This is a genomic window from Azonexus caeni (genome assembly GCF_048146105.1).
Taxonomy (GTDB): Bacteria; Pseudomonadota; Gammaproteobacteria; order Burkholderiales; family Rhodocyclaceae; genus Azonexus; species Azonexus aromaticus_B.
The window spans coordinates 23254-36592 of the sequence record NZ_JBKJAD010000029.1 but is presented as its reverse complement, the minus strand read 5'-3'; the positions used below and the strand labels follow the sequence as shown (position 1 = coordinate 36592).

Genomic DNA, 13339 nt, shown 5'->3' with positions numbered 1-13339 from the left:
AGCGTTTTTTCTGCCGCCTCAAGCAATTCCGCCGACTGGCAACTCGCTATGAAAAACTGGCTACGCGCTTCAACGCATTCTTGCAACTTGCCTGCGCTTACATCTGGCTAATGTGAACACGCCCTAGGCCCTTCCCCAGAATTCGCAATCGGGCGCTCACTCCGTGCAACTGCGGCACAAGTAGAGTTTCATACGTTCACAGGCACAGGCAAGTGGTCTGCAAAGACGGAGCGCCTGATGTACTCACAAATCACTTGCCTTCAGGTGAATACTCGGTACTTACGCTTCTACCAACGGCACTTTGAGCGCAATGCGGCCTAACACCGCGGTCAAGGTTTTGTGGTTCAGGCGGTCTCTTCGATGCGTCGGAAATCGTCGCCGTAGTGCAATACCGCCCAGGCGAGCCGCAGGTTCTTGGCGGCAATGGCAACCGCCGCTTTCCAGTAGCCCCGTCGCTCGACCAGGTTTCTGGCCCAGCGACTGAAGCGATCCTGCTTGTCGCCCAGTCCGGCGAGAACGGCGCGGGCGCCCATGACGAGCAGACTGCGCAGGTAGGCGTCGCCCGCCTTGGTGATCCTGCCCAAGCGGGCTTTGCCGCCACTGCTGCATTGGCCGGGAACGAGCCCGGCCCAGGCGGCGAGTTGCCGACCGTTCTTGAAGTCGTGGCCGCCGCCCAGGCTGGCAACCAGGGCGCTGGCCGTGGTCGGGCCGATGCCGGGGAGTTGCATGAGTTGTCGGCTTCTGGCGTCCTGGCGGGCGGCCTGGGCAATGGCTTTGTCGTATTCCTCGATGCGTTCATTCAGGCGGTCGGCGTGAGCCAGCAGGTCACCGACACAGCGATTGGCCCAACCGGGGAGTGCTTCGAGATGGGCGCCAATTTCCCGGCGCAGGCGTTCGACTTTCTGCGGCAGGACGATGCCGAATTCGCCGATCAGGCCGCGCAAGCGGTTGTAGAGCGCGGTGCGTTCTTCGACAAAGCCTTGCCGGGTGCGGTGCAGGCAGAGGATGGCTTGTTGATCGACGCCCTTGACCGGCACGAAGCGCATGTTGGGCCGGGTGACGGCTTCGCAGATGGCGGCAGCGTCAGCCGCATCGTTCTTCCCGCGTTTGCCGCTCATCCGGTACGGCGCCACGAACTTCGGCGCCATCAGTTTGACAGTGTGGCCGTAGCGGCTGAATTCCCTTGCCCAGTGGTGCGCGCCGGAACAGGCTTCCATGCCGATCAGGCAGGGCGGCAGATGGGCAACCATTTCCAGCAGCTGGCTGCGAGCCACCCTGGGCTTGATGAAAACCGCTTTGCCGCTCTGGTCAACGCCATGCAAAGCGAATACATTCTTGGCGAGATCGATGCCGACGGTGACAATATCCATGGACTTCCCCTTTCGAGCGAATGATTTGGTGTGGAAACTCAATCATGGCAGCGACCGCTGCACGCGGCTTCCGCCGCTACCTCGGGACGGGGAAGTCCCTTTCATTCGTTAGCCACTCAAGCCATGCGCTTTCTCTACCCTTGTGATCCCTTCAACAAGAAGGAGCCCGACGAAACCTACGCTGAGGAGTTCTTAGCTGCTCAGGCTGCTGGCATTGCATGCTCGCTCTACTCGGCCGAGGATTTCGAGTCCGGTGAATTCAAGCCGCGTCCGGTCTTCGCTGATCAGGAAGAGGTCCTCTATCGCGGATGGATGTTAAGCCCGAGCGGCTATGAGAAATTGCTGGGGGCCATTGAGTGTAAAGGCGCTCGCGCGGTTACTTCCGTTACGCAATATCGCCTCTGTCATTACCTTCCTAAGTGGTATTCACTCTGCAAAGATCTCACTCCCGAAACCATCTTTGTAGAGAAGGGCGCAGACTATGCGGCCGCCGTTGCTGATCGCCATTGGCCCGCTTTCTTCGTCAAAGACTATGTGAAGTCGCTGACCACAAACCGGGGCTCGGTTGCGAACTCGGTCGGAGAAATCGCCGAGATCGTCTCGCTAATTGAGAAATACCGAGGCCAAGTGGAGGGTGGCGTCTGCATCAGGCAATTTGAGGATTTGGCGCCCGACACGGAGGAGCGCTATTTTGTGTTTCGAGGCAAACCTTATGCGCGCAACGGCGCTGTGCCCGAGATCGTTCAAACCGTTGCTCCGAGAATCAGTAGCCCGTTTTTCTCCGTTGATGTCGTACTTTCCACCGACGGCACACCGCGCCTCATCGAACTCGGGGATGGTCAAGTTTCCGACCGCAAACAGTGGCCCGCAAATCGGTTTCTGGAGATATTCCGTGGCTAATCGGGTAGCCAGAGGTTTCTCTCCCCCGGCCCCCACACCACCCACCGTGCGGGTCCGCAGTGGGCGGTTCAACGAGATGGCTCGCTCGACTAAGACGTGTAGCCCTGTGCCTTGCACCATAGTTGCTTGATGCTCGGCACGCCCTGGCGCTGAAGCCAGTCATTGTTCAACGCTTGTTGCATCGCCGGCGTGCGTGCCATGTGCCGGTAGCTCTTGCTGCTGACGCCATGCTGGATCGCCGTCTTCAGGCTGACGCCCAAGGCCAGCAGGTGGCTGATCTTCGTGCGCGGCCAGCGCCATTGTTTCCAATAGCACATCCGGATGCGCCTTCTCAGCCACTCGTCCAGTTCAGGGATCGGCCTGTGGTACTCGCGCCCAGCGGGCCTCGGGCGATCGGCGGAAGCAACAAGGTCATCATGGCGCAAAATCGGCGGCTTTGGTCATTGCCTCCCGAAAAACCGCTGCCCGGAACAGCCTGTTCAGTTCTCCCACAAACCCATTTCGACCATCTGCCGGGTGGCTTCCGGTGCCCAGCCGCGATTGGCGGCCGGGCTGGCCGGGCTTGGGTGGAGGATGCGGCCGAAGCGGAGCGGCAAGCCGGCCAGCGCGCTGGCGGCGCGTTTTTCCGCCCAGGCGCCGACGCCGATCACCCATTCCGCCTGCAGCGCTTCGACCATGCGCCGCAGGTGGGCGTCGCAGGCGTCCTGCAACGGCCCGGCTTCGGCGGCGGGCAGCTTGTCCGGGGTCAGGTTGCGGCCTTCGTCGAAGAAGACCAGCGGGCAGTAGTTGGCGACGAAATGTTCGGCAAAGAAGGCTTCCGGCGTGCCGAAGCGTTCGCGGAACAGGCCCCACAGGCGCTGGCCGCTGACTTCGCCGCGCTTGCAGGCAAAGCCGTCCACCGGCTTCTTGGGATTTTCCGGCAGCGGCTTGCCGACCGCGCCGGACAGGCCGAGCCAGTCGCGCACGGCGGCGATCTCGCCGAAGGGCACGCCGGTCTGCGCCATGCCGAACGGCCCCGGGTTCATGCCGAGGAAGACGATCCGTTTTTTGCTGTTGCCGAAACGTTCCAGATAGGCGCGATGCACGCTCCAGGCGTAGTCGAGCGGGTTGTAAACGTGGCTGACCGGCGCCGCGAAGCGCATCGCGTCGACGTCACGGGAAAGCGTCTGGGCGGCATCGACGAGGCGGGAGGCAATGGAAGTCATGAGCGGACGGGCAACGAGGAAAGGCCGCGATTATCGCAGAGGACAGCGCCCGGCCGAAGTGGCGCGCTGCCCTCCCTGCCGGCGCTGGACGCGCAAACGGCCGCGCGCGGCGTCAGCCCAGCTCGCGCAAATCCGCCACCGGCTGGCTACCGAATTTTTCGCTCAACAGGTAATCGACTACCGCGCGCGCGGCGCCTTGCGGCGTGCTCAGGCGGCCTTCGGCCTTGAGGGCGACGAACTTGTCCTTGAGCGGGAAGTCGGCTTCGGCGCTGGCGCGGATGCGGGTCTGCATGTCGGTATCGATGACGCCCGGGGCCAGCGCGCAGATGCGCAGCTTGGCGCGACCATCGGCGGCGACGCAGCGGGCGTGGTGGTCGAGCGCCGCCTTGCTGGCGCCGTAGATGCTCCAGCCCGGGTAGGGATGGCGGGCGGCACCGCTGGAGATGTGCAGGATGCGCAGTTCGCCGGCGTGTCGGCGGGCGAGCGCGGCGCTGAAGAGCAGCGGCGCGCTGACGTTGATGGCGATGGCGGCGGCGATCTCGCCCGGCGCCTGCGCGTCGAGCGCGGCCATCGGGCCGAGCACGCCGGCGTTGTTGATCAATAGCAGCGGCCCGTCGTCGGCGGCCAGGAAGTCGCCCAGCTGCTGACTGTCGAGCCAGGCGCGCAGCGCCGCATCGTCGGCGAGATCAAGCGCGGCCTCGCTCAAACGCCCCGGGTAAGCGGCGGCGAGCGCCGGATTGCCTTGGCGGGCGAGGCCGAGTAACGGAATGCCGCGGCCGAGCAGTTCGGCGGCTAAAGCGGCTCCCAGGCCGCGGCTGTGTCCGGTGAGGATGGCTTGCATGACGACTCTCCTGTTCGCGGTTTGCGCGCGGCCCGCCATCTTCGGCGGCGGGCCGCGCCGCGTCAATGCGTCGGTGCCTGCCTGCCGCCCCCGGTCAGCGGCACGCTACACTTCGGCGCCATCGCTGTGCCGGCCACGCAGGCTGGCGGATCGGCGATCGACGGCCCGAGGATGAGCGGCACCGTCTTCACCCGAAACCGCGCCATCGCCGGCGGCGTCGGCCAAGCAACCTGCGCCGAGCGCTCGCGTCCGCCATTCCAGCGCCGGCCAACCCCGGCACGAAGCCAGGCGAGCCAGGCCGGGATCGCCATTGACGACGTTCGGATGGCTGGCCATTTCCAGTAGCGGCAGATCGTTGCTCGAATCGGAATAGCAATGCACGCTCGCGAAATCCGCCAGCTTGAGCCCATGCCGCGCCAGCCAGACCCGGACCGCGTCCGGCTTGCGTTCGCCGTAGCTGATCTCGCCGACGATGCGGCCGTTCAGGCTGGCGTCTTCCACGCCGGCCTGCGGCGCGATGAGGGCAATCGGCATGAACAGCTCGGCGATGCCTTCGGCGAGGAAGCTGTGGGTTGCCGTGACGATCGCCAGCAAGTCGCCGCGTTCGCGATGCGCCGCAACGCTGGCCATGGCGTCCCGAGAAACGCGCGGCGCGATCACCTCGGCGACGAAGCGCTCGCGCCAGGGCAACCATTTCGCCAACGGCCGGCTGGCCAGCAACGAAAGATGAAAATCCAGGTAGGCGGCGATGTCCAGAATGCCCGCTTCGTAGCGCGCGTATTCCTCGGCCTGGCGGTGCAGGACGGTGGCGGGCAATTGCCCGGCTGCCACCAGGTAGGACAGCCAGAGGCTGTTGCTGTCTCCGTCGAGCAGCGTGTGATCAAGATCGAAAAGTGCCAGATGCATGTTTATCCGGCGCGCTCAGTCGATGAGCGCGCCGTTCTCGTCAAAGAAGGGAAAGGGACCGGCGAAATCGCCGACATTGGCGACATGGCTGACCAGCATGTCGTCCGCCCAGCGGTGCAGCATGAAGCCGGGCGGCTCCATGCGAAAAGCGCTGGGCGCCTGTTCGCGCAGGTCGAGTGCGACCTGGTGCGCGGTGCTCGGCGCGGTCAGCACCGCCCGCCCGCCGACCATTGCGTGGATCGTCCGGTGCAGGTGGCCGCACAGCACCCGCTGCACTTGCGGGTGTTGCGCCAGCAGCGCAGCGAAGGCCTGCCGGCCGCGCAGGCCGATGCGATCCATGTGGCCGATGCCGGTGGCGAACGGCGGATGGTGCATCAGGATCAGCGTCGGCGCTGCCGGGCGCGCGGCCAAGGTGCGCGCCAGCCAGGCGAGGCGCTCGGCACACAGTTCGCCGCCGCCCTGACCGGGAATCAGGGTATCGAGCCCGATAATGCGCAGCGGATGGTCGTCGACCGCGTAATGCAGGAAGCCGCTGGCCGGCAGATAGCCGCCGTCGGCGAAAGCCTGGCGCAGCGCGTCGCGCGCGTCGTGGTTGCCGGGAACGACCAGCAGCGGTTGCGCTAACGGCGCCAGGAGGGCGCGCAGGCGGGCGTATTCCTCGGCGTTGCCGAGATCGACGAGGTCGCCGGTGATGACCACCAGGTCGGGCTGCGGATCAAGCCGGCGCAAGGCGTCGACCGCAGCGGCCAGCATCGCCGCCGTATCGACCCGCCGGTAGGCCAGGCGGCCGGCGGTCTTGATGTGGGTATCGGTCAGTTGTGCGATGAGCATGTTTACAGAACCATCAGGCCGTGGGTTTCGACCGCCAGCGCGACCGGCTCGCCACGCCGGTACTCGCGCCGGGCCGGGGTTTCCAGGACCAGCGGCTGGGCTTCGCCGACTTCGACGAAGAGGCGGACGTGGTTGCCGCAGAAAAAGGCGGCGCCGACCGTCCCGTGCAGCGTCGCCGCCTCGCCGTCGGCAGCGATCCGCGTATCTTCGGGGCGAAAGAGGATTTCCTGCGCCCCGGCGGGCAGTGCCGGCCAGGCAACATAACCGCCGGCACAGTGGAAGACTTCGCCGTCGGCGTGGCCGCTCAGGCGGTTCATCGTGCCGATGAATTCGGCGACGTAGCGCGACGCCGGCTGCTGGTAGATCTCGCGCGGCGCACCGACCTGGGCGATGCGCCCGTGGTCCATGACGACGATGCGGTCGCCCAGCGCCATCGCTTCGGCCTGGTCGTGCGTGACGTAGATTGCCGTGATGCCCAGCTCGCGCAGCAGGCTGTCGATTTCGAAGCGCAGCACGTCGCGCAACTTGGCGTCGAGCGCGGTCAACGGCTCGTCGAGCAATAAAACGCGCGGCTGCACGGCCAGCGCCCGAGCCAGTGCGACACGCTGGCGCTGGCCGCCGGACAACTGGTCGATGCTGCGCTCGGCGAGGCGCTCGATGCGCATCAGGGCAAGCATTTCGCCGACCCGGGCACGCTGTTCGGCGGTCGACTGGCGGCGCAGGCGCAGACCGTAGGCGATGTTCTCGGCCACCGTCATGTTGGGAAACAGCGCGTATGACTGGAAGACCATGCCGACGTTGCGCTTTTCGATCGGCAAGGCGGTCACGTCGTCGGCGCCGAAACGGACGCGGCCGCCGACATCGGGCTGTTCCAGCCCGGCGATCAGGCGCAGCGTGGTGGTCTTGCCGCAGCCGGAGGGGCCGAGCAGGACGACGGTTTCGCCGGCGGCGATTTCCAGGTTGACGGCTTCCAGCGCGCGGGTGCCGTCGGCAAAGGTCTTGGCACAGTTTTCAAGGGCGATGGGAACGGTTTGCATCATGAAGCATTCTCGATAGTGTTGTCCGGCGCGGCGAACGACTGCCGGCGTGGCCGGGCGAGCGCCTGCAGGGTGAGCAGCAGCGGGGTGATGAGCAGGAAGAAGATCAGCGTGTAGGCGCTGCCGATCTCCAGACGCAGCGAGGCATAGGCATCGGCCAGGCCAACCGGCAGCGTCTTGGTGAATGGCGTGTGGAGCAGCCAGGTCATGTTGAATTCGCCGACCGACAGGGTCACCACCATCAACGCGCCGGCCAGGATGCCGTTGCGGCAGTTGGGCAGGACGATGTCGCGGAAACGCTGCCAGAAGCCGGCGCCGAGCGAGGCGGCGCCCTCTTCCAGCGTCGGCAGGTCGATGACGCTGAGGACGGCGAGCACCGAGCGGACCATGAAGGGCAGCGTGAACAGCACGTGACCGACCAGGATGAAAGCGGCCGAGGTACGAAAGCCGGCGAAGCCGCCGTAGGCGACGATCAGCCCGAGCGCCGTCGCCAGCCCCGGCACGGCGACCGGCAGCATCAGCAGTTCCTCGATGGCGCGCGCCAGGCGGCCGCGCGACCGGGCGAGCAGATAGGCCAGCGGCACGCCGAGCAGCAGCGTCAGCAGCAGGCAGGCAAGCGCCAGGCCGAACGACAGGAACAGCGTGTCGCGGTAACCGCCCCAGACTTCGAACACCCAGCGCAAGGTCAGCCCGCTTTGCAGGCCGACGAAGTAGTTGACCGTCAGCCCGGCAAGGATCGACATCACCACCGGCACGACGAGGAAGGCGCAGACCGCGAGCGTGAAGGCGAACTGCAGGCTGGTGAGGTATTTTCCGTTGTTCATGCCGCCTCCTCAGCCCGCCGCAGCGACGGTCGAGCCGGCCGCGCTGCGCGCCAGCGCCAGCGCCAGCCAGGCGATGGCGCCGAGCGAAAAACTCAGCGCCGCCGCCATCGCGATGTTGGCGGACAGGGTGAATTCGGTATAGATGACCATCGGCAGCACCTCGATCCGAGTCGCCAGCGTAAATGCCGTGCCGAAGGCGCCAACGGCGGTGGCGAAGCAGATCGCCCCCGACGAGACGAAGGCCGGCCGCAGCCCCGGCAGGATCACGTCGCGCACGACATGCCAGGGCGAGCCGCCGAGCGAACGCGCGGCCTCTTCGAGGCGCGGATCGAGCTTTTCGGCAGCGGCCATGATGGTCAGGATGGTGCGCGGAATCGAAAAATAGACGTAGCCCATGCACAGGCCGGCGAGCGAATAGGCGAACACCGGACGCTCGCCGCCGAAGAGGGCGAAGACCTCGCCGATCAAGCCCTGGCGACCGGCCAGCATGATCACCATGAAGCCGACGACGACGCCGGGAAAGGCCAGCGGCAGGGTCAGCGCCGACACCAGCAGGGCGCGCCCGGGAAAGGCATGGCGTTGCAGGAAGACGCCGGAGATGGCGCTGATCACCAGCGTCAGCAGGGTGGTCACGGCGGCCACGGCGAGCGTCGTCCACAGGGCGCGAAAGTAGTTCGCGTCGGTGACGATCGCCAGGTAGGCGCTCCAGCCAAGCTGGCCGCTGGCGCCGATGAAGAACAGGCGCAGCATCGGCAACAGGAAGAAGGCAGTGAAGAAGAGCGCCGCCGGGAGCAGCAGCAAGGCGCTCTGGCGACGGGAAATGGCGAGGGAATGGGACATGGGCAAGGGGCTGGAGCACGGGAACTGGCACACGGCGCCGGAGCGCCGCGTGCCGCGTCGATTACTTCACTTCGTTGCGATAACGCTCGATGATCGCCGCCTGGGCAGCCGCCAGCTTCTTCAGATCGACCGGCTTGGCGCGGGCGTACTCGCGCTCGGGCAGGAACCTGGCCTTGGCTGCGGCCGACAGCTTGTCGGCGAAGACCGGGCGCAGGTAGGCATCGCCCCACATCGCCTGGCTTTCGTCGGAGAGGACGAAATCGAGCATCTTGCGGCCGTTGACCGCATGCGGCCCGTTCTTGACCAGCCCCATGACATACGGGAAGACCAGCGTGCCTTCCTTGGGAATGACGAAGGCGACCGGCGCCATATCCTTGTACTGACCGCGATAGGCGTTGAAATCGTAGTCGAGCAGGATGGGAATCTCGCCGGAGATGACGCGGGCGTAGGACGTCTGCTTCGGCACGATCGGCTGGTTCTTCTGCAACTCCTTGAAGAAGCGGATCGCCGGATCGAGGTTGTCGTAGCTGCCGCCGAGCGCCAGGTTGATGGCCATGACGCCGAGCTGGCCGACCGCCGCCGAGGTCGGGTCGAGATAGCCGACCAGGCCCTTGTATTCCGGCTTGAGCAGGTCGCTCCAGCTTTGCGGCACCGGCTTGCCGCCGAGCGCGGCCTTGTTGACGAAGAGGCCGAGGGTGCCGGAATGGATTGTGAACCAGTGGCCTTCCGGGTCCTTCAGGCTGGCCGGAATCTTGTCCCAGCCCTTCGGCTTGTACGGGGTGAGCACGCCGGCATCGCGCGCCGGGTCGGCGGCGATGCCGCCGAGGTAGGTGACGTCCGCCACCGGGTTGGCCTTCTCGGCGATCAGCGCGGCGATAGCCTGGCCGGAGTTCTTGTTGTCCGGCGGCACGACGATGTCCAGGCGCTTGCGGATCGCCTTCAGTTGCGCGCCCCAGTCCGCCCATTCCGGCGGGCAGTTGTAGCAGACGGCGGTTTCCTCGGCGAAGGCGGCAGTGGCGCCAAACAGCGCGGCACCGCCGAGGACGACGGCGGCCAGGGTACGGGCAAAACGGGTTGGGATCATGAGCATTCTCCAGGGGTGAGGGAAACTTGCGAAAGGTTTGGGTTTTCCGCCGGCACCACCACGCGCACGCCGCCGGCGACGAGCATGGCGCGGATCGACGACGGCAGCGGACGGTCGCTGTAGACCGCCGTCGCATCGGTGATATGGCCACCGCGCACGGTGGCATCACGGGCAAACTTGCTGTGGTCGAGGACCAGGAAACGCTGGCGGCAATGGCGCATCAACGATTCACGCATGGCCACCTCGTCGAGGCTGAAATCGAGCAAGGTGCCATCCGGCGCCACGGCGCCGACGCCAAAAATGCCGATATCGACATTGAAGCGGGCAAAGAAGTCGTGCGCCTCGCCAGCCACCACGTCGAGGTCCAGGTTGCGCACCCGGCCACCGGCAACGATCAGTTCGCAGTCCGGGTTGTGCGCCAGCCGCATGGCGACATTCAGGTTGTTGGTCATCACCCGCAACTGCGGGTGATGCACCAGGGCCAGCGCGCACTGTTCGGGCGTCGTACCGATGCCGAAGAACAGCGAGGCGCGCGCCGGAACATCGCGCGCCACGAGTTGGGCAATCGCCCGCTTGGCAGCCAGATTGAGTTGCTGACGCGCCGGATAGGCCAGGTTCTCTCCCTGCTGCGGCAGTTCGACGCCACCGTGACGGCGGCGCAGCATGCCCTGATCGCTCAGCGCGTTGACGTCGCGCCGTATCGTCTGCGGCGTCACGGCAAACTCGCCGGCCAGCGACTCGATGGTCTGGAAACCTCGCTCGCGTACCACCTCGACGATCGCCCGGGCGCGTTGTTCCGCCTGCATGCCTGTCCTTTCCTGAATGGGATGTCTCGATTCCGCGCCTCGGCGCGTTCGTTCGAAATGCTAGGCGGCGCATATTTCAGGAAGATGGCGCTCAAATGAAACCTGAAACACTCATTCGAAAGCGCGGAACGAAAAGGGCAATTTCCCGATGAGCATGTTTTTGGCGGAGCGATCGCCTATCATCCCGTTTTCATGAATAGCCGCCCTTCTGCCATGCCATCCCGGCCTTCCCCCTGCGTCGCTCTGCCGAACGCGCGATGAAACTCCGTCACTGGCTGCTGATCGTCGCCGGCATTCCGGGCGGCCTGTTCGTCCCCTTGAGCTACGGGCTGTTCGCCGGCCTGGCGCTGCTCCTCGGCTACGTCGCCTGCCACCCGCCACGCTGGGCCGGGCTGCAACGCGCCTTCGCCTACCTGTTCGGCGGGCTGTGCACCGGCGCCGGGCTGCAGGTGCTGGCCGGCTACGGCGTGCGCGGGCATCTGCTGTCGATGATCATCGCCCCAGTCGTCCTCTGGCTGGCGACGGCGGTGATCTTCAGCCTGCTGCGGGATCGCTATTCGCTGACGTCTGCCCCGGGCTGCGGAGCCGTCACGCAACCCGCCAACTCGGGCAGCGGCTATGGCGGCCATCGCATCACCTGGCAATTCCACGACAACAGCAATGCCTGGTGGGACGAACCAAGCCACGGCGACCTAGTGTTTTCCAATCGCTGCGCATTTCAGAACGTCGGGCCGTCGGTGAAGATCGCCGACGACGGGCGCTACGCAGTGATGAGTTTGTCGTCGCGCAATGGCGGAACATTGCTGGTCGACTTCGAACGACACCTCGCCTACGCCCTGTCGGCGAGCGATCTGCCGTGGGAGATCGACGCCATCAACGACGGCCGGATCCATAGCACGGTTTCGTCGCTGAGCGGAACCGAACCGGTGAGCCTCGACATCGACCACCTGATCGCCGAGCAGCCGGCCATCCCGCTGGTCGAGGACGACGGCTGGTGGCTGCTCGACGACGCCCAGCGCGAACCGCTGCCGCGCCACGACGCGGTCAGCGTCGGCAGCAGCGGCGGCCGCCACACGCTGATCTTCGTTCCCGACCGGCGACCGTTGCGCGACAACCCTTTCCTGCGCTTCGACCCGCCGAGCTATGCGCTACTCGTCGACAGCTATCTGCTCGATATCGAAACGCGCCACACCAGTGCCTGCTGGATCGACAGCGCGGAACACGAAGGACGCTTCCTGGTCATCGGCGAGCGCCTCTTCGACCTGATGCCGGACGGCGTCTTCGCCCCCGCCGCCGCCCGCGAACTGCCGCTCACCAGCGCCGATGAATTCCCGCACGCCAGCCTGGGCGAGATGCGCGCCGGCGGCCCCGGCATGCTGCTCGCCGAAGTCGCCCTGTTGCAGCGCTCGGTCGCCCACGACCGCGCCGAAAGCTGCCAGGAATCGTCGACCTACCCCTGGGACGAAGAAGAGGTCGACTACCGGGATGCCGACGGCCAGCCGCAGCGCCGCATGCGCACCCGGATCGAGCGCCACGCGCTCTACCGCATCGACCTGGCAGCCTGCTTCAAGGGTGGCGAGCAGCGCCTGGCGACGGTGATCGAACTGAAGAACCGCGCCCATCCCGACTACCGCGCCGAACTTTTCCCCCTGCCCGGCTACGGCCCGGCCACGCCCTACGCCCCCTACCGCTGCGCGACTTCCTGCGGCGTCGATCCCGGCCCGGTGCTCGGCGAATTCATCTGGTCGCACTGCGGCCGCTACCTGGCGCTGGTTATCGCCGAGCCGCCGCCGGCGGTACCGGGGACGATCCGCATCGTCGACTTCGCTACCGCCACCTGGCGCGACCTGCCCGGCCACTACCCGCTCCCCGGCTTCCTCTGGTTCACCGCCGACGAACTCGATTTCACCTTCCTGCGCGGCATCTGCGAAACCCGCTACGAGGGCCCCGGAAACTTCACCGAGCGCTGCCTGCTGGTCGACGATCCGGCGCTGACCGAGACACCCCACGACCTGCTCTTCGCCGGCATCGCCGCGCGCCGCCAGGCGCTCGCCGCCGCCTGCCGCGACGCAGGCGGCCACGCCAGCGTCCTGCGCATCGTCCGCCACGGCATGCTGTTCGCGCCGGATTTCGCCCGGCCGGTCGAGCAGGGCAGCGAAGAAAACGCCTGATGGTGCAGACCGCCGACCGCTGGCGCCGTGCCCTCCGGCTCGCCGCCCGCCTCGCCATCCTCCCGGAGCTCGCCGCCGCCTATTACCGCGGCACCGCCCCGGGCCAGATCGGCGATTTCGTGATCATCATCCCGGGCATCGTCGTCCTCGCCGGGCTGCTTGCCTGTCTGGTCACCGCCGGCCTCTGGCGCCGCCTGCTGGCGGCACTGCTCCTCGCCGGCCTTGGCCTGCACGCCTGGCAACTCGGCGCCGACGAACACATCCGCGCCTTCAACGAATGCGTCGATCGCGGCGAAACGGTGCGCCAGGCGCTGGCCGACTACCGCGCCGCGCACGGCCGCTACCCGGCGGAACTCGCCCAGGCGCTGCCGGAAATCCCCTGCCGGCCGCGCTTCGCCAACAGCCTGCTGGACTACACGGCAAGCGCCGACACCTACACTCTGTACTTCGGCGACGCGCTGGTCAGCCATCGGGCGAGCGAGTCGAGCGAATTCGACGCCCACAAGTAGGCGCCATGCCGGCGC

The 13339-nt window shown here is 66.3% G+C and carries 14 protein-coding genes and 1 pseudogene; 4 read left to right on the top strand and 11 right to left on the bottom strand.

All coding sequences use genetic code 11. The features are described 5' to 3' along the window. Positions 1 to 116, top strand: a pseudogene (locus tag ACLIIZ_RS19360) (IS5/IS1182 family transposase); the annotation flags it as partial. A 228-nt stretch (positions 117 to 344) separates the two neighbouring features. On the opposite strand, the gene ACLIIZ_RS19355 reads toward ACLIIZ_RS19360, so the two are convergent. Next, complete coding sequence (locus tag ACLIIZ_RS19355; protein ID WP_416694958.1) at positions 345 to 1370, bottom strand: IS110 family RNA-guided transposase; 1026 nt, start codon at positions 1368 to 1370, stop codon at positions 345 to 347. Between the two features lie 123 nt (positions 1371 to 1493). Here ACLIIZ_RS19355 and ACLIIZ_RS19350 point away from each other — a divergent pair, with 123 nt between their 5' ends. Beyond that, the gene (locus tag ACLIIZ_RS19350) at positions 1494 to 2270 is read left to right on the top strand and encodes an ATP-grasp domain-containing protein (RefSeq protein ID WP_416694956.1); all 777 of its coding nucleotides are present in this window, start codon (positions 1494 to 1496) and stop codon (positions 2268 to 2270) included. An 89-nt stretch (positions 2271 to 2359) separates the two neighbouring features. On the opposite strand, the gene ACLIIZ_RS19345 is transcribed toward ACLIIZ_RS19350, so the two are convergent. The 10 genes from ACLIIZ_RS19345 to ACLIIZ_RS19300 form a co-directional block, all read right to left on the bottom strand. Then, positions 2360 to 2695, bottom strand: coding sequence for a group II intron maturase-specific domain-containing protein (locus ACLIIZ_RS19345; protein ID WP_465221451.1), 336 nt, complete (start codon positions 2693 to 2695; stop codon positions 2360 to 2362). Positions 2696 to 2749: 54 nt separating this feature from the next. Next, positions 2750 to 3475, bottom strand: a complete 726-nt coding sequence (locus ACLIIZ_RS19340) for a uracil-DNA glycosylase family protein (protein ID WP_416694952.1) — start codon at positions 3473 to 3475, stop codon at positions 2750 to 2752. Positions 3476 to 3587: 112 nt separating this feature from the next. Continuing rightward, complete coding sequence (locus ACLIIZ_RS19335; RefSeq protein WP_416694950.1) at positions 3588 to 4316, bottom strand: SDR family oxidoreductase; 729 nt, start codon at positions 4314 to 4316, stop codon at positions 3588 to 3590. A gap of 105 nt (positions 4317 to 4421) precedes the next feature. Further along, positions 4422 to 5222, bottom strand: a complete 801-nt coding sequence (locus tag ACLIIZ_RS19330; RefSeq protein ID WP_416694948.1) for an HAD family hydrolase — start codon at positions 5220 to 5222, stop codon at positions 4422 to 4424. A 15-nt stretch (positions 5223 to 5237) separates the two neighbouring features. Beyond that, positions 5238 to 6053, bottom strand: a complete 816-nt coding sequence (locus ACLIIZ_RS19325) for a phosphodiesterase (protein ID WP_416694946.1) — start codon at positions 6051 to 6053, stop codon at positions 5238 to 5240. Positions 6054 to 6055: 2 nt separating this feature from the next. Then, complete coding sequence (locus ACLIIZ_RS19320; RefSeq protein ID WP_416694944.1) at positions 6056 to 7093, bottom strand: ABC transporter ATP-binding protein; 1038 nt, start codon at positions 7091 to 7093, stop codon at positions 6056 to 6058. After that, complete coding sequence (locus ACLIIZ_RS19315) at positions 7090 to 7914, bottom strand: ABC transporter permease (protein WP_416694942.1); 825 nt, start codon at positions 7912 to 7914, stop codon at positions 7090 to 7092. The genes ACLIIZ_RS19320 and ACLIIZ_RS19315 overlap by 4 nt, the downstream gene beginning before the upstream one ends. Before the next feature lie 9 nt (positions 7915 to 7923). Next, positions 7924 to 8754, bottom strand: a complete 831-nt coding sequence (locus ACLIIZ_RS19310) for an ABC transporter permease (RefSeq protein WP_416694940.1) — start codon at positions 8752 to 8754, stop codon at positions 7924 to 7926. Between the two features lie 61 nt (positions 8755 to 8815). After that, positions 8816 to 9838: an extracellular solute-binding protein gene (locus ACLIIZ_RS19305; RefSeq protein WP_416694938.1), complete on the bottom strand. Its 1023-nt coding sequence runs from the start codon at positions 9836 to 9838 to the stop codon at positions 8816 to 8818. After that, positions 9835 to 10644, bottom strand: a complete 810-nt coding sequence (locus tag ACLIIZ_RS19300) for a DeoR/GlpR family DNA-binding transcription regulator (protein WP_416694935.1) — start codon at positions 10642 to 10644, stop codon at positions 9835 to 9837. Before ACLIIZ_RS19300 ends, ACLIIZ_RS19305 begins: the two co-directional genes overlap by 4 nt. Positions 10645 to 10901: 257 nt before the next feature. On the opposite strand from ACLIIZ_RS19300, the gene ACLIIZ_RS19295 reads away from it, so the two are divergent. Both ACLIIZ_RS19295 and ACLIIZ_RS19290 read left to right on the top strand, forming a co-directional pair. Then, positions 10902 to 12815, top strand: coding sequence for a hypothetical protein (locus ACLIIZ_RS19295; protein WP_416694933.1), 1914 nt, complete (start codon positions 10902 to 10904; stop codon positions 12813 to 12815). After that, positions 12815 to 13324 carry a hypothetical protein gene (locus ACLIIZ_RS19290; RefSeq protein WP_416694931.1) on the top strand — a complete coding sequence of 170 codons (510 nt, stop codon included), beginning with the start codon at positions 12815 to 12817 and terminating at the stop codon, positions 13322 to 13324. Before ACLIIZ_RS19295 ends, ACLIIZ_RS19290 begins: the two co-directional genes overlap by 1 nt. The last annotated feature ends 15 nt before the right edge of the window (positions 13325 to 13339 follow it).